Raw genomic sequence first — 14,691 nt, 5'->3', positions numbered from 1 at the left:
AAAGGCGGCGGGAGAAAGTCCAAGATGGCCTCAGCAGCGGAACAACTGGCAGCCAACCTTAATTTCGGCGCGTTCGCCAAAGCCGACGAACTGAAGAAGCGCATCTGGTTCACCCTGGGCGCGCTGCTGGTCTATCGGCTCGGCACCTACATCCCGCTGCCCGGCATCGATCCCAACATCTGGGAGCAGGTGTTCCGCTCGCAGGCGGGCGGCATCCTTGGCATGTTCAACATGTTCGCCGGCGGCGGCATCCACCGCATGGCGATCTTCGCGCTGAACATCATGCCGTATATTTCGGCCTCGATCATCATTCAGCTCCTGACCACAGTCTCGCCGCAGCTCGAGGCGCTGAAGAAGGAAGGCGAGTCCGGCCGCAAGACGCTGAACCAGTACACCCGCTACCTCACCGTGATCCTGGCAGCATTCCAGTCCTATGGCATCGCGGTCGGCCTCGAGGGGGCCGGCAACGTCGTCAGCGACCCCGGCCTGTTCTTCCGCCTCTCCACCGCAATCACGCTGACCGGCGGCACCATGTTCCTGATGTGGCTGGGCGAGCAGATCACCTCGCGCGGCATCGGCAACGGCATCTCGCTAATCATTCTCTCTGGCATCGTCGCGGAGCTGCCTGCTGCGCTCGCCAACATGCTAGAACTCGGCCGCCAGGGCGCAATGTCGACAGGCCTGATTCTGGTCGTCATCATCATGGCGGTCGCCGTGATCGCCTTCATCGTGTTCATGGAGCGCGCGCAGCGCCGGCTGCTGATCCAGTATCCGAAGCGCCAGGTCGGCAACAAGATGTTCGAGGGCCAGTCCTCGCATCTGCCGCTCAAGCTCAACACATCCGGCGTGATCCCGCCGATCTTCGCGTCCTCGCTGTTGCTGTTGCCGACCACGGTCGCAAATTTCAACGCCGGCAATGGGCCCGAATGGTTCCAGTGGATCAACACCCAGCTCAGCCACGGCCGTCCGCTTTTCCTGATTCTTTATCTGGCACTGATCGTGTTCTTCGCGTTCTTCTACACCGCGATCGTGTTCAACCCGACCGAGACCGCCGATAATCTGAAGAAGCACGGCGGCTTCATTCCGGGCATCCGTCCGGGCGAGCGTACCGCCGAGTATATCGACTACGTACTCTCGCGCGTCACCGTGCTCGGAGCGATCTACCTCGCGATCGTCTGTCTGATTCCGGAAATCCTGATCTCCTACGCCTCGGTGCCGTTCTATTTCGGCGGCACCTCGCTGCTGATCGTCGTCAGCGTCACCATGGATACGGTGGCGCAGGTGCAGGGCTATCTGCTTGCCCATCAGTACGAAGGCTTGATCCGGAAGTCGAAGCTGCGAGGCCGCCGCCGCTAGGGCGCGGCGTCCTCTCGGGCTTCCCGACTCAACGTCGCCGATTCGCCGCGCGCAGATGCGCGGCTTCCGCGAAGTCCTGGACCGACCGTTCGGTCGCATCGGCAGAGCTGTCCACACCGCGCGCAATCGCTGATTTCAAAGGCCTTCTTGGCGTCCGGGCACTTGCTCCCTTATGATATGGGTGGCAGTGCGCGGCCGATTGTGGTTTGCACTGTCGTCGAATTTCAAACACGGGTGCGCGACGTATCGCTCACCAATTCGGGGGGCGTACGCCGATGAGAATTATACTTCTGGGACCGCCGGGGTCGGGCAAGGGGACCCAGGCGCAGCTGCTGGTGCAGCGCTATGGCATCGTCCAGCTCTCGACCGGCGAGATGTTGCGCGCAGCCGTTGCGGCCGGAACGCCGGTCGGGCTGAAAGCCAAGGAGATCATGGCCAGCGGCGGCCTCGTGCCCGACGAGGTCGTGGTCGGAATCATCTCAGACCGGATCGACCAGCCCGACGCCCGAAACGGTTTCATCCTCGACGGCTTTCCGCGCACCGTGCCGCAGGCCGAGGCCCTGGACGAACTCCTCAAGCACAAGCACCTCAAGCTCGACGCCGTGATCGAGCTCCGCGTCAACGAGAGCGCGCTGCTGAACCGCGTCGAGACCCGCGTCGCCCAGATGCGGGAGCGCGGCGAGGAGGTGCGGGTCGACGACACGCCGGAGGTTCTCTCCAAACGACTCGCCAGCTACCGCAGCCAGACGGAACCGCTGATTCACTATTATTCCGAGCGGCGGAAGCTTTCGACCATCGACGGCATGATGGCCATCGACGAGGTCACCCGCGCCATCCACCGCCAACTCCTGGCGCTCGGGGCGGTCGAGCCCAAGACGCACGCCCGGAGCGCAGCCAAAGCGGCGCCCGCCAAGACCGGGGCCAAGAAGGCCAAAGCGGCCAAAAAGCTGGCCGTAGCCGCCAAAAATGCCGCCAAATCGACCAAAAAGGCGGCCAAGAAGGCGACCAAGCCGGCTGCGAAGGGTGCCAAGAAGACGGTCAAAAAGGCGGCCAAGAAGGTCGTCAAAAAGGCAGCCAAGAAGCCGGCCAAGAAGGCAGTCAAAAAGGGTGCCAAAAAGGCCGCAAAAAAGATCACGAAAAAGCGAGCCAAGCGCTAGCGGCGGTTGACGAAAGCCCCCTGAATCCCTTAATAAGCCCCGCATCCAAGTCGGATAGTTTCAGACGATGCCGGGCCCCAGGAAGACCGGGGGTGGGCGTCGTGTTCGCGTTTGTGAACACCTGCCCGAGAAAGCAAGCACTTAAAGCCTGATTCCTGACGAGGGATCGGCAACAGGAGAGAAGGCCGTGGCCCGTATTGCCGGCGTGAACATTCCCACCAACAAGCGCGTGCTGATCGCGCTCCAGTACATCCATGGCATCGGCGAGAAGATCGCCGGCGAGATCGTCGAAAAGGTGAAGATCCCCGCGGATCGTCGCGTCAATCAGCTCAGTGACGCCGAGGTGCTTCAGATTCGCGAAGTGATCGACCGCGACTATCTCGTCGAGGGCGACCTGCGTCGCGAAGTCGGCATCAACATCAAGCGTCTGATGGACCTCGGCTGCTATCGCGGCCTGCGTCATCGTCGCGGTCTGCCGGTGCGCGGCCAGCGTACCCACACCAATGCGCGTACGCGCAAGGGGCCGGCCAAGGCCATCGCCGGCAAGAAGAAGTAAACGGGCGAATAGGAATGGCGAGTGGCGAGTAGGGTGCATCCCTATTCGCCATTCGCTACTCACCATTCGCTTCCACAGGTGTAGCCGCTGGCATTACGGCGGCGTTTGAGATCTCCAGGAAAGGTATTCAATGGGCAAGGAAGCCACCCGCGTTCGTCGTCGTGAGCGCAAGAACATCGCCTCCGGCGTCGCGCACGTGAACTCGTCGTTCAACAACACGACCATCACCATCACCGACGCGCAGGGCAACACGATTGCCTGGTCCTCCGCCGGCACGATGGGCTTCAAGGGCTCGCGCAAGTCGACGCCGTATGCCGCGCAGGTTGCCGCCGAAGACGTGTCCAAGAAGGCGCAGGAACACGGCATGCGCACGCTGGAAGTCGAAGTCGCCGGTCCCGGTTCGGGCCGCGAGTCGGCGCTCCGCGCGCTCCAGGCCGCGGGCTTCACCGTCACCTCGATCCGCGACGTGACCACGATCCCGCACAACGGTTGCCGTCCCCGCAAGCGTCGGCGCGTTTGATACGAGGTCGCGGGCGCATCGTCGTCCGCGATGACTTTTTTAAGAAGCCGCAGGTGCGACCTGCGGCCTTTCTCCAACGCCAGTATCTGCAACGGCAGTTTGACTGGCCTGTATGGGTGAAACAGTGACGATCCAGAAAAATTGGCAAGAACTGATTCGGCCGAACAAGCTCCAGGTGACCCCCGGCAGCGATCCGGCCCGCTTTGCGACCATCGTTGCCGAGCCGCTCGAGCGCGGCTTCGGCCAGACCCTCGGCAATGCGCTGCGTCGCATCTTGCTGTCCTCGCTGCAGGGCTCAGCGGTGCAGTCGGTGCACATCGACGGTGTGCTGCACGAGTTCTCCTCGATCGCGGGCGTCCGTGAGGACGTCACCGACATCGTGCTCAACATCAAGGACATCTCGATCAAGATGCAGGGCGAAGGCCCCAAGCGCATGGTCGTGAAGAAGTCCGGCCCGGGCGTCGTCACCGCCGGCGACATCCAGACCGTGGGCGACGTCGTGGTGCTCAATCCGGACTTGCAGATCTGCACGCTGGACGAGGGCGCCGAGATCCGCATGGAGTTCACGGTGGCGACCGGCAAAGGCTACGTGCCCGCCGAGCGCAACCGCCCCGAGGACGCGCCGATCGGTCTGATCCCGGTCGACAGCCTGTACTCGCCGGTTCGCAAGGTCTCCTACAAGGTCGAGAACACCCGCGAGGGCCAGATTCTCGACTACGACAAGCTGACCATGACGATCGAGACTAATGGCGCGCTGACGCCGGATGATTCGGTGGCCTATGCCGCGCGCATCCTCCAGGACCAGCTCAACGTGTTCGTCAATTTCGAAGAGCCGCGCAAGGAAGTCGCCCAGGAGATCATCCCGGACCTCGCCTTCAACCCGGCCTTCCTCAAGAAGGTGGACGAGCTCGAGCTCTCGGTGCGTTCGGCCAACTGCTTGAAGAACGACAACATCGTCTACATCGGCGACCTCGTGCAGAAGAGCGAAGCGGAAATGCTCCGCACCCCGAACTTCGGCCGCAAGTCGTTGAACGAAATCAAGGAAGTGCTGGCCCAGATGGGTCTGCACCTCGGCATGGAAGTGCCGGGCTGGCCGCCGGAGAACATCGACGAGCTCGCCAAGCGCTTCGAGGATCACTACTGATCCAGACTTACGACAAACTGAAGCGCGAATTCTTCGCGCTTCAGCGGGCGAACGCAGGCAGCCCACCTGAGCAACATGTCCGACGAACCGTCGCGGCAATCTTTATGTAAGGAATAGACACATGCGTCACGGCAAGGTTCATCGGAAGCTCAACCGCACCGCCGAGCACCGCAGGGCGATGTTCGCCAACATGGCGGCCGCGCTGATCAAGCACGAGCAGATCGTCACCACGCTGCCGAAGGCCAAGGAGCTGCGCCCGATCGTCGAGAAGCTCGTCACCCTCGGCAAGAAGGGCGGCCTGGCCTTGCGTCGCCAGGCGATCTCCGAGATGCGCGATAAGGATCAAGTCAGAAAGCTGTTCGACACACTGGCCACCCGTTACAAGGACCGCCAGGGCGGCTACACCCGCATCATCAAGGCCGGCTTCCGCTACGGCGACAACGCGCCGATGGCCGTGATCGAGTTCGTCGATCGCGATGTCGACGCCAAGGGCCAGGACTCCGGTCCGGTGCAGGCCAAGGAAGCCGAGGCGGCGTAAGCCGGTCGGTATCAGGTTTCGAGAAAGCGGCGCCCTCGGCGCCGCTTTTTTATTGGGAGGGGCGTAGATCCGCGGGACTATTCCTCCTTGATCCCAGCCTTTTGCGCGATCTCCTTCATTTCAGCGACTTCCTTGCCGATCGCTCCCGCCCAATCGCTGTAAGGCGCGAAGCTTGGCTCGAAGCCGACCTTGGCGAAGCGCTCGGCGACGGTGGGATTGTTGATTGTCTCCTCCAGGGCTGCCGACAGCTTGTCGTGAACGGCCGCCGCCAGGCCCTTGGGGGTGACCACGGCACCCCACGACGAGAAGTCGATGCCGGCATAGCCGAGTTCGGCGAGCGTCGGCACGTCGGGCAGGAAAGGCGTGCGCTTTGCCGAAAACACTGCCAGCACGCGGACAGTGCCGGCCTCGATCTGCGGCTTGACGGCGATCACGGTGTCGACGTGGTACTGGATGTGCTTGCCGATGAGGTCGTTCATCGCCGGCGCGCTACCCTTGTACGGCAAGTGGACCATCTTGATACCGGCGCTTGATTTGAACAGCTCGCCCGCAAAATGCGACACGGTGGCGACGCCGAAGGACGCGAGCGACAACTTGTCGGGATTGGCCTTCGCCTCGGCGACGAGCGAAGCCACGTCCGTGATCGGATTGTCCTTGTAGGTAACCAGCACCAGCGTGATCTTACCGACCCGGCCGAGCGGCTCGAAATCCTTTGCCGCGTCGTAAGGCACGCTTTCCTTCACGGCCGCCGGCAGCGTGAAGCTCGAGTTTGAGCTGAAGAATAGGGTGTATCCGTCAGGCGCCGAGCGCGCGACTTCCTTGGCTGCGATCGTGGTGCCGCCCCCCGGACGGTTCATGATGACGACGGGCTTGCCGAGCCGCGTCTCCAATTCGCCGCCGATGATACGCGCGACCACGTCGGAGGCGCCGCCGGGCGGGAAGGGGACGATCAATTGCAACGATTTTTCTGGATAGACCGCTTGGGCCTGTGCGATCGAATTGCCGCTGATCAGACCGAGCAACCCGAGCGCAACAGTGAGGGCCGTTATTTTCATCGGATGGTTCTTCCGTGTAACCTGAGCAAAAAAGCTCGGTCAGGCTTAGCAAAAATCGTTCCAGCACGGTCCAGACAGGGTTACGTGAGCGCCACGTCGCTGCCGGAACAGCTCGTCATCGTCTCACTGATCGGTGAGCGCCAATTGCGGCCCGATCCGCCGCATCCGATATCCCCATCATCGTTCTGATGGAGCTATTGCATGAACATCGACCTTTCCGGAAAAACTGCTCTGGTGACCGGCTCGACCGCCGGCATCGGCCACGCCATTGCCAAGGGGCTTGCGGCCTCCGGCGCGAGCGTCGTGATCAACGGCCGCGGCCAGGACAAGGTCGATGCGGCCGTGCGCAAGCTGGAAGGGACAGGCGCCAAGGTTCGCGGCATCGCCGCCGACGTTTCGACCACGGCGGGCTGCAAGGCGCTTATCGCAGCGCTGCCCGAAGTCGACATCCTCATCAACAATGCCGGCATCTTCGAGCCGAAGGACTTTTTCGAGATCCCGGACGAGGATTGGACCCGCTTCTTCGAGGTCAACGTGATGAGCGGCGTGCGGCTGTCGCGCGCTTACCTGATGGACATGCTCGAGCGCAACTGGGGCCGCATCGTCTTTATCTCCTCGGAGTCCGCACTCAACATACCCGTCGAGATGATGCACTACGGCATGACAAAGACCGCGCAGCTTTCTGTCGCGCGGGGCCTTGCACAGCTCACCCGCGGCACCGGCGTCACCGTCAATTCCATCCTGCCGGGACCGACGATGTCCGAGGGCGTCGAGACTTTCGTGACGAATCTCGCCAAGCAGAACGGACAGTCGGTGGATGAGGCCGCGGCCAATTTCGTCAAGCAGCACCGCCCGAGCTCGCTGCTGCAACGCTTCGCCAGCGTCGACGAGATCGCCAATATGGTGGTGTACGTCGCCTCGAAGGAAGCGTCCGCGACCAACGGAGCGGCGCTGCGCGCCGAAGGCGGCATCGTCAACACCATCGCCTAGCCAAAGCATGATCAGGAAAAGCGTGTAGCGGACTTCCGACAAGATCATGCTCAAATAAAAAGGTACGGGCATGCGACTTGCCGCTCTCCTAAAGCGCATGCGCGCGCTTGAGGTTGGTGGCGTTGATGGTGCCGAAGGTCTGGTCGAGGAAGGCGGGTGCTGCATTTTCGGTGTCGTCCTGGCGAAGGCCGGGATCCATAGCCACAGGAAGAACTTGTGGCGCGAGCTGGCAGCTCCGAGCCTTCGCCAAACTCAATCTTGTGGTTATGGTCCCGGGCTCGCGCTACGTGCGGCCCGGGACGACGACTGAGAATTAGAACGCGAACTGCGTGCGCATTGCGACGGCGTCGAACTTCGAGCCGACATCGGCGGTCGAGACCGGCGAGGCCTGCCGCGAGACGGTGCCGTGCAGGTAGTCGAGCATGAAGCGGACGTTGCCGTTGACATACCAGTTGAGCGCGGCGGTGTAGACGGTTTGCCGTCCGCCGGCGATGCCGTTGGCGGTCGCGAGCTGATCGTTGAGGTCGATCTGGCTCACGCGACCCGCGATCTCCCATGCGCCCCAGCCGCCGCCATCGAGCGAGAACGGATGCGCCGGCTTGACGCCGTTATAGGCGGCGTTTGCGGCGTTATAGGTATGGGTCTCGCCCGTCAGCACGTAGCCGGCCTGCGCGTAACCGCCCTGGAATTTGAGGCTCGGCGCGCCGACCAGCGGCACGCCGGTATTCGCACTGCGATCGACATTGTACCAGAAATACTCGCTCTGAAGAATGAGCGGTCCGTAGGTCGCGGCAGCTTCGACGCTGTAGACCTGTGCGCCGGAGGCATTGGCGATCGCACCCGTCGATACCAGCGTCGTCGGGTCGAGACGCAATTCCGGACGATCGCTGAGCGTGACCGTCTGCGTGTTCGCGATCAGATTGCGCGGCGGCTGGATCAGCCATTGTGCGTCGGCGCCGATATGCACCGAGTAGTCCTTGCCGCTGATCGGGTTGCCTGCCACGCGCGCCACGGCGCCGTATTGCTCGCTGGTGCCCGCCGGCGCCGCGCTCGAGGCGGAGTGGACCGCGCCGGTCGAAGGTCCGGTGACATAGCCGCCGATCCAGAGCTGGTCGTTGAACCAGCGTGCGCCGGCGGCGGAGCGGAAGTCGCCGGCGGCGATGTTGGTCGCGACCACGCCGGGCGAGGCGCGTTCCATGAACATGATGTCGTTCGAACTCGTGGCTTCGTCCAGCGTGTAGGGCAGGTCCATGATGCCGGCTTCGATCGCCATCCTGCCGCCAAACGGTTTCAGGCCGGTGTAGCTGAGATAGGCGTTCTCGACGCCGGAGACGCCGCCGCCCGGCAGTGAGCCTGAAGCTGCGCCGCCAAACCCGTCGGACGAGCCGCCGAAGTCGTAGACCAGCGCGAAATTCCAGTCGTTGAAGAATTTACCGGTGACACCGATGCGCGCGCGGCGGACGTTCTCGCCGCTGTCGAGCTTCTGCGGCACGGTGCCTGCCGTGTTGGGACGATAGTCGTAGCCGCCGACATCCCAGTGTACGCGGCTCGTGATGCCGACGCAGTTCGCCCCATCGGCGGTGCAGATGGTCGGGCGGTTGTTCGGCATCGTCACCACGACCCCGGAGGCCGGCGCCGGACCCTTGACAGGGATCGCAGCGTTGGCATTGGCGACGACGGCCTTCGCCTCCGAGCGCGCTTCCGCCTTGGCTTCGGCCTTGGTCTTCGCATTGGCTGCCGTGTTCGCGGCGGTCTGGCTTTGGAGCCTGTCGAGCTTCTGCTCGAGCATCTTCAACTGCTGTTTCAGGAGCGCGATCTCCTGATCGCTGCTGCCTGCCGATTGGGCCTGGGCCTGCGAGGCCGCCAGCGCACCGGCGAGACCAATCGCAGTCGCTGCAATTCTTGTCCTGCTCACGTCATCACTCCATCGGTTGGACCAACTTCCCCAAGTCGCGAACGGAGAGTCTAAGAATGATAGATGACTACCCCGCGACGGCGCGCCCCGGTTGCGGGGTTCCCACTGACGCAAATTCGCCGCAACCGAATCCGCCGTAAGCCACAATGCAGGATGATGGATGTCATGCCAATGCGTGCGCTCGCGCAGAATGTCCGCGATGCGCGCAGGGCTTGCATGCCGGGCGGCCAGACGGAGATCCGAATATTGCAGTCCGCCGGCCTTCTATTAGAGAACGAAGGCGCCTATATTCCGGCGTCTTTTCCAAGAGGTAGGAATGTTTCGATCGATCCGTGCCGCCGTCATCACGGCCTTGTGCATAGCCTTTTCGGCCCACTTCCATCCAGCCGCCGCGCAGGATCGTCGCGTTCCGTCGTCGCCGGTCGAGTTGCGGCTGTCCTATGCGCCGATCGTGCAGCGGGTGCAGCCGGCCGTGGTCAACGTCTATGCCGCCAAGATGGTACAGAACCGCAACCCGTTGCTCGACGATCCGATCTTCCGGCGCTTTTTCGGCGTTCCGGGTCAGCAGCCCGAGCAGATGCAGCGCTCGCTGGGCTCCGGCGTCATCGTCGATGCCTCCGGTCTCGTCGTCACCAACGTCCACGTCATCGAGGGTGCCGACCAGGTCAAGGTGTCGCTGTCGGACAAGCGCGAGTTCGAGGCCGAGATCCTGCTGAAGGATTCGCGCACCGATCTCGCAGTGCTGCGTCTGAAGGACACCAAGGAGAAATTCCCGACGCTCGACTTCACCAATTCCGACGAATTGCTGGTCGGCGACGTCGTGCTTGCGATCGGCAATCCCTTCGGCGTCGGCCAGACCGTGACCCACGGCATCATTTCGGCGCTCGCGCGCACGCAGGTCGGCATCACCGACTATCAGTTCTTCATCCAGACCGACGCAGCGATCAACCCCGGCAATTCCGGCGGCGCGCTGGTCGACATGAGCGGCAAGCTCGCCGGCATCAACACGGCGATCTATTCGCGTTCCGGCGGCTCGCAGGGCATCGGCTTTGCCATCCCGGCGAACATGGTGCGCGTCGTCGTCGCCTCGGCCAAGGGCGGCGGCAAAGCCGTGAAGCGGCCGTGGCTGGGTGCGCGGCTCCAGGCAGTCACGCCCGACATCGCCGATAGCCTCGGCCTGCGCTCGCCGACCGGTGCGCTCGTCGCAAGCGTGGTCGCGAACGGACCCGCCGCAAAGGCTGGCCTGAAATCGTCCGACCTGATCGTTACGATCGACGGCCAGACCGTGGACGATCCCAATGCCTTCGACTACCGTTTCGCCACGCGTCCGCTCGGCGGCACGGCGCAGATTGATGTGCAGCGCGGCGGCAAGCCGGTCAAGCTGACCGTGGCGCTGGAGACGGCGCCCGATACCGGCCGCAATGAGCTCGTCATCACCGCGCGCTCGCCGTTTCAGGGCGCGAAGGTTTCGACCATCACGCCGGCGGTCGCCGACGAACTGCATCTCGACGCCGACACCGAGGGTGTGGTGATCACCGATATCGGCGGCGATACCGCGGCCGCGGGTGTCGGTTTCCAGAAAGGCGATATCATTCTGTCGGTCAACAACCAGAAGATCAGCAAGACCGGCGATATCGAGAAGGCGGCCGCTGAACGCCAGCGGATCTGGCGCATCACGCTGGTGCGTGGCGGCCAGCAGATCAACGTCACGCTGGGCGGATGAGTCCGAAGCGACCACCGGAGATGCCGACTCTCTTCGCCGCGGCGGGGCTCGATCACGACGCGCCGCATCCGCTGCCGGACCGCCTGCGTCCGCGGGCGCTGTCGGAGGTCGTCGGCCAAGACCATATCCTCGGCCCCGATGGCGCGCTGACGCGCATGCTGGAGACGCGCACGCTGGGCTCGCTGGTGTTTTGGGGCCCGCCCGGCACCGGCAAGACCACAGTGGCGCGGCTGCTCGCGGACGCCACCGATCTGCATTTCGAGCAGATCTCCGCGGTGTTCTCCGGCGTTGCCGATCTCAAGAAGGCCTTTGATGCGGCGCGTGCCCGCCGCGAGATGGGCAAGGGCACGCTGCTGTTCGTCGACGAGGTCCATCGTTTCAACCGCGCCCAGCAGGATTCGTTTCTCCCCGTGATGGAGGACGGCACGGTGGTGATGGTCGGCGCCACCACCGAAAACCCGTCCTTCGAGCTCAACGCGGCGCTTCTGTCGCGTGCGCGCGTGCTGGTGTTCCGCTCGCTCGATGCGGCTGCGATCGAAAAGCTGTTTGCGCATGCCGAGGCGGTCGAGGGCCGCAAGCTGCCGCTCGATGCGGAGGCGCGTGCGGTGCTGGTGCGCATGGCCGACGGCGATGGCCGCGCCGCCCTGACGCTTGCCGAGGAAGTCTGGCGCGCCGCGCGCAAGGATGAACTCTTCGATGCCGCGCAGTTGCAGGAGATTTTGCAACGCCGTGCTCCGATCTACGACAAGTCGGCGGACGGTCACTACAACCTGATCTCGGCGCTGCATAAGTCGGTGCGCGGCTCCGATCCCGATGCCGCGCTCTATTATCTTGCGCGCATGCTCGATGCTGGCGAGGATCCGCTGTTCCTGGCCCGCCGCGTTGTGCGTATGGCGGTGGAGGACATCGGTCTTGCCGATCCACAGGCGCTTGTCATCGCCAACGCCGCCAAGGACGCCTTCGACTTCCTCGGCCACCCCGAAGGCGAGCTCGCGATCGCGCAGGCCGTGGTCTACCTCGCCACCGCGCCGAAATCGAACGCCGTCTACACCGCCTTCGGCGCGGCGATGCAAGTCGCAAAGCAGGGCGGCTCGCTGCTGCCGCCAAAGCACATTCTCAATTCCCCGACCAAACTGATGAAGTCGGAAGGCTACGGCGCAGCCTACGAATACGACCACGACGCCCCCGACGCCTTCTCGGGCCAGGACTACTTTCCGGAAGCCCTGGGCCGCCAGACCTTCTACGACCCGCCCGAGCGCGGTTTTGAGCGCGAGATCCGGAAGCGGCTGGATTATTGGGCAAAGCTGCGCAAGGAGCGGGGCGGAGACTAGGCTTTTGGAGCTTGCCAAGGGGTGGATTTACGGTTTACGTAACGCGTAATTCTCGGTAGTAAGGTCAAGAAATACTATGCCTCGCGAGCCCACTCACCCCGGCGAGCATCTTGCCGAAGAACTGCGAGAGCTCGGCATCACGGCTGCAGAACTGGCGCGTCAGATTGACGTCCCCGTCAATCGTGTGACTGGTATCATCAACGGTCAGCGCGGTATCACTGCCGACACGGCGCTGCGGCTTGCTCATTGGTTCGGCATGAGTCCTCAGTTCTGGATGAATCTTCAACAACAATATGAGCTGCGGCTCGCGGAGAAAGAGGTGGGGGCGCGGGTTGCTTCGCTGCCGCGCCGCGCGACCGCGATACGAAAGCTTGGAAAAACCGCATGAGCCGCCGCATCAAGAGAATGAACCCAAAGCCTCGTTCGCGCGACGAGCGCGACGATTCGCGTCCGCATCAGACGCGCAGTGCAAAGAAGGCGGGGCCGCGTCCGAGCGGCAAGCCCGGCACGAAGCCGCCGCGGTTTGCCTCCGAGCGCACCGAGCGGCGCCTGCCCAAGTCTGCTCTGGGAAAGTCTGCTCAGGGAAAGCCCGCGCTGGAAAGGTCCGAGCCCGCTAAACCCGTCGAGGCGCTGCTGCCGACCAAGGTGCAGACCGTCACCGTGACCGCAGACGAGAACAACATGCGCGTCGATCGCTTTCTGGAGGCGCGCTTTCCCGGGCTTTCGTTCTCCCACATCCAGCGCGTGGTGCGCAAAGGCGAGTTGCGCGTCGATGGCAAGCGCGTCGACAGCAAGGACCGCCTCGAGGAGGGGCAAAGCGTCCGCATTCCGCCGCTCAAGCTGGATGCGCCGAAGGCGGCGGCAGGCTCGCTGTCGGAAGCTGCTCAGAAGACGCTTCAGGCGCTGAAGGAGATGACCATCTACGAGGACGACGACGTCCTCGTGCTGAACAAGCCGGCCGGCCTCGCCGTGCAGGGCGGCTCGGGCATGACGCGGCACATCGACCAGATGCTGGAAGTGATGCGCGACGCCAAGGGCCAGAAGCCGCGCCTGGTGCACCGAATCGACAGGGAGACCTCGGGCTGCCTGCTCGTCGCCAAGACGCGCTTTGCCGCAAGCCATCTGACCGGTGCGTTCCGCTCGCGGTCGGCGCGAAAGACCTATTGGGCGCTGGTGCCGGGCCTGCCGAAGCCGAAGCAGGGCCGCATCTCGACGTTTCTTGCGAAGGAAGAAAGCGAGGACGACACCATCATGCGCATCGCCCAGCATGGCGACGAAGGCGCGAGCCATGCGGTGACCTATTACGCGGTGGTCGAGACCGCCGGCAACAAGCTTACCTGGGTGTCGTTGAAGCCGGTGACCGGCCGCACGCATCAGCTCCGCGCGCACATGGAGCATATCGGCCATCCCATCGTCGGCGATCCCAAATATTTCAATATCGAGAACTGGCAACTGCCGGGTGGCCTGCAAAACCGGCTGCATCTTTTGGCGCGCCGGATCGTGATCCCGCATCCGCGCGGCGGTGTGATCGATGCTACCGCGCCGCTGCCGCCGCACATGCAGCAGTCGTGGAATTTGCTCGGCCTCGATGCAACCAGATTTGATCCGATCGAGAACGCGCCGGAGGAGTAGGGCTGAACCCCGCGGTTGCGATTAAGGTCCGTCGTTGCGAGGAGCCCTTGCGACGAAGCAATCCAGAATTTTGCCGCGGAGGCATCCTGGATTGCTTGTGCGCCAGGCAAGCTGGCGCGGTCCAACCGGTGGAAGTCCGGTCCGGGTAAGCCGTAGCGGGCGCCCGGTAGTGAGTGTTGCGGTGTCGTCGGCGACGGCGGCAGCGAAGCGTACACAACGATGCTGTGGGGTGGCTATTGAGCCGCGAAAGACAGAAACTCGTAGAGGCCGAGGCGGTAAGCAACGTCGAAGGCAACATGTGCGGTCCCGTTATGCGAGGGGCTGACGCTCTGCCGTGGTCGAAGACAGAGCGATCTGCGAAAGGAGCTGGTGGAGCGAAGGGCCGCGACCAAGGGGAATGCGGACCAGCAAAGCACGACCCGGACGCCGAGCCGGACGAGCGTGACACAGGCGCTGGAGCGCATACGACGAACTGCAAGGGAAAGGAAGAAGGAGAGGTTCACCGCGCTGCTTCACCACATCGATCCCGACCTGCTCGAGGCGGAGTTCTTCGCGTTGAAGAAGCATGCCGCGCCGGGCACGGACGGGGTGACGTGGCGGGACTATGAGCAAGATCTCAAGGCCAACCTTGAGGATCTGCATGCCCGTGTCCACCGGGGAGCGTACCGGCCGCAGCCGTCGCGGCGGGTCTACATCCCAAAGCCGGACGGACGGCAGCGCCCGCTGGCGATCGCGGCCCTCGAGGACAAGATCGTGCAGCGGGCAACGGCTGTG

Annotated in this window: 13 protein-coding genes and 1 pseudogene; 12 read left to right on the top strand and 2 right to left on the bottom strand. The window is 63.6% G+C overall.

Going from position 1 to position 14,691, the window contains the following annotated elements; translation table 11 throughout:
- The first annotated feature begins 24 nt into the window (after nt 1-24).
- The 6 genes from secY to rplQ all read left to right on the top strand — a co-directional run bounded on the left by secY (nt 25) and on the right by rplQ (nt 5,271).
- Entirely contained in the window at nt 25-1,356 is a 1,332-nt protein-coding gene (gene secY, locus IVA82_RS15480; RefSeq protein ID WP_247387516.1) for a preprotein translocase subunit SecY, read from the top strand.
- 275 nt (nt 1,357-1,631) lie between these two features.
- Nucleotides 1,632-2,513 carry an adenylate kinase gene (locus IVA82_RS15475; RefSeq protein WP_247387515.1) on the top strand — a complete coding sequence of 294 codons (882 nt, stop codon included), beginning with the start codon at nt 1,632-1,634 and terminating at the stop codon, nt 2,511-2,513.
- A gap of 187 nt (nt 2,514-2,700) precedes the next feature.
- Nucleotides 2,701-3,069 (top strand): 30S ribosomal protein S13, encoded by a 369-nt coding sequence (rpsM, locus tag IVA82_RS15470; protein WP_148750346.1) that lies wholly within the window; start codon nt 2,701-2,703, stop codon nt 3,067-3,069.
- Nucleotides 3,070-3,199: 130 nt separating this feature from the next.
- Complete coding sequence (rpsK, locus tag IVA82_RS15465; protein WP_007603045.1) at nt 3,200-3,589, top strand: 30S ribosomal protein S11; 390 nt, start codon at nt 3,200-3,202, stop codon at nt 3,587-3,589.
- Nucleotides 3,590-3,701: 112 nt separating this feature from the next.
- Nucleotides 3,702-4,733 carry a DNA-directed RNA polymerase subunit alpha gene (locus tag IVA82_RS15460; protein ID WP_247387514.1) on the top strand — a complete coding sequence of 344 codons (1,032 nt, stop codon included), beginning with the start codon at nt 3,702-3,704 and terminating at the stop codon, nt 4,731-4,733.
- Nucleotides 4,734-4,854: 121 nt separating this feature from the next.
- On the top strand, nt 4,855-5,271 hold the full coding sequence (rplQ, locus tag IVA82_RS15455) for a 50S ribosomal protein L17 (RefSeq protein WP_247387513.1): 417 nt from the start codon (nt 4,855-4,857) through the stop codon (nt 5,269-5,271).
- A gap of 77 nt (nt 5,272-5,348) precedes the next feature.
- Here rplQ and IVA82_RS15450 read toward each other — a convergent pair whose 3' ends face one another.
- Nucleotides 5,349-6,326: a tripartite tricarboxylate transporter substrate binding protein gene (locus IVA82_RS15450; RefSeq protein WP_247387512.1), complete on the bottom strand. Its 978-nt coding sequence runs from the start codon at nt 6,324-6,326 to the stop codon at nt 5,349-5,351.
- Between the two features lie 201 nt (nt 6,327-6,527).
- Here IVA82_RS15450 and IVA82_RS15445 point away from each other — a divergent pair, with 201 nt between their 5' ends.
- Complete coding sequence (locus IVA82_RS15445; protein WP_247387511.1) at nt 6,528-7,316, top strand: SDR family oxidoreductase; 789 nt, start codon at nt 6,528-6,530, stop codon at nt 7,314-7,316.
- Between the two features lie 313 nt (nt 7,317-7,629).
- Here the strand turns inward: IVA82_RS15445 and IVA82_RS15440 are convergent, their stop codons facing one another.
- Nucleotides 7,630-9,231: an OprO/OprP family phosphate-selective porin gene (locus IVA82_RS15440; protein WP_247387510.1), complete on the bottom strand. Its 1,602-nt coding sequence runs from the start codon at nt 9,229-9,231 to the stop codon at nt 7,630-7,632.
- Between the two features lie 316 nt (nt 9,232-9,547).
- On the opposite strand from IVA82_RS15440, the gene IVA82_RS15435 reads away from it, so the two are divergent.
- The 5 genes and pseudogenes from IVA82_RS15435 to IVA82_RS15415 form a co-directional block, all read left to right on the top strand.
- Nucleotides 9,548-10,954, top strand: coding sequence for a DegQ family serine endoprotease (locus IVA82_RS15435; protein WP_247387509.1), 1,407 nt, complete (start codon nt 9,548-9,550; stop codon nt 10,952-10,954).
- Entirely contained in the window at nt 10,951-12,285 is a 1,335-nt protein-coding gene (locus tag IVA82_RS15430) for a replication-associated recombination protein A (protein WP_247387508.1), read from the top strand. The genes IVA82_RS15435 and IVA82_RS15430 overlap by 4 nt, the downstream gene beginning before the upstream one ends.
- Before the next feature lie 76 nt (nt 12,286-12,361).
- Nucleotides 12,362-12,673 (top strand): HigA family addiction module antitoxin, encoded by a 312-nt coding sequence (locus IVA82_RS15425; protein WP_247387507.1) that lies wholly within the window; start codon nt 12,362-12,364, stop codon nt 12,671-12,673.
- The gene (locus IVA82_RS15420; protein WP_247387506.1) at nt 12,670-13,917 is read left to right on the top strand and encodes an RluA family pseudouridine synthase; all 1,248 of its coding nucleotides are present in this window, start codon (nt 12,670-12,672) and stop codon (nt 13,915-13,917) included. Before IVA82_RS15425 ends, IVA82_RS15420 begins: the two co-directional genes overlap by 4 nt.
- A 369-nt stretch (nt 13,918-14,286) precedes the next feature.
- Nucleotides 14,287-14,691, top strand: a pseudogene (locus IVA82_RS15415) (hypothetical protein); the annotation flags it as partial.

Origin of the sequence: Bradyrhizobium sp. 142 (assembly GCF_023074015.1) — a bacterium.
Taxonomy (GTDB): Bacteria; Pseudomonadota; Alphaproteobacteria; order Rhizobiales; family Xanthobacteraceae; genus Bradyrhizobium.
This window is presented reverse-complemented; position numbering and strand designations above follow the sequence as displayed.

Bases quoted from the DNA above. Each gene is read 5' to 3' on its own strand.
- secY (WP_247387516.1), top strand. From the start codon at position 25: ATGGCCTCAGCAGCGGAACAACTGGCAGCCAACCTTAATTTCGGCGCG.
- IVA82_RS15475 (WP_247387515.1), top strand. From the start codon at position 1,632: ATGAGAATTATACTTCTGGGACCGCCGGGGTCGGGCAAGGGGACCCAG.
- rpsK (WP_007603045.1), top strand. From the start codon at position 3,200: ATGGGCAAGGAAGCCACCCGCGTTCGTCGTCGTGAGCGCAAGAACATC.
- IVA82_RS15460 (WP_247387514.1), top strand. From the start codon at position 3,702: ATGGGTGAAACAGTGACGATCCAGAAAAATTGGCAAGAACTGATTCGG.
- rplQ (WP_247387513.1), top strand. From the start codon at position 4,855: ATGCGTCACGGCAAGGTTCATCGGAAGCTCAACCGCACCGCCGAGCAC.
- IVA82_RS15450 (WP_247387512.1), bottom strand. From the start codon at position 6,326: ATGAAAATAACGGCCCTCACTGTTGCGCTCGGGTTGCTCGGTCTGATC.
- IVA82_RS15445 (WP_247387511.1), top strand. From the start codon at position 6,528: ATGAACATCGACCTTTCCGGAAAAACTGCTCTGGTGACCGGCTCGACC.
- IVA82_RS15435 (WP_247387509.1), top strand. From the start codon at position 9,548: ATGTTTCGATCGATCCGTGCCGCCGTCATCACGGCCTTGTGCATAGCC.
- IVA82_RS15430 (WP_247387508.1), top strand. From the start codon at position 10,951: ATGAGTCCGAAGCGACCACCGGAGATGCCGACTCTCTTCGCCGCGGCG.
- IVA82_RS15425 (WP_247387507.1), top strand. From the start codon at position 12,362: ATGCCTCGCGAGCCCACTCACCCCGGCGAGCATCTTGCCGAAGAACTG.
- IVA82_RS15420 (WP_247387506.1), top strand. From the start codon at position 12,670: ATGAGCCGCCGCATCAAGAGAATGAACCCAAAGCCTCGTTCGCGCGAC.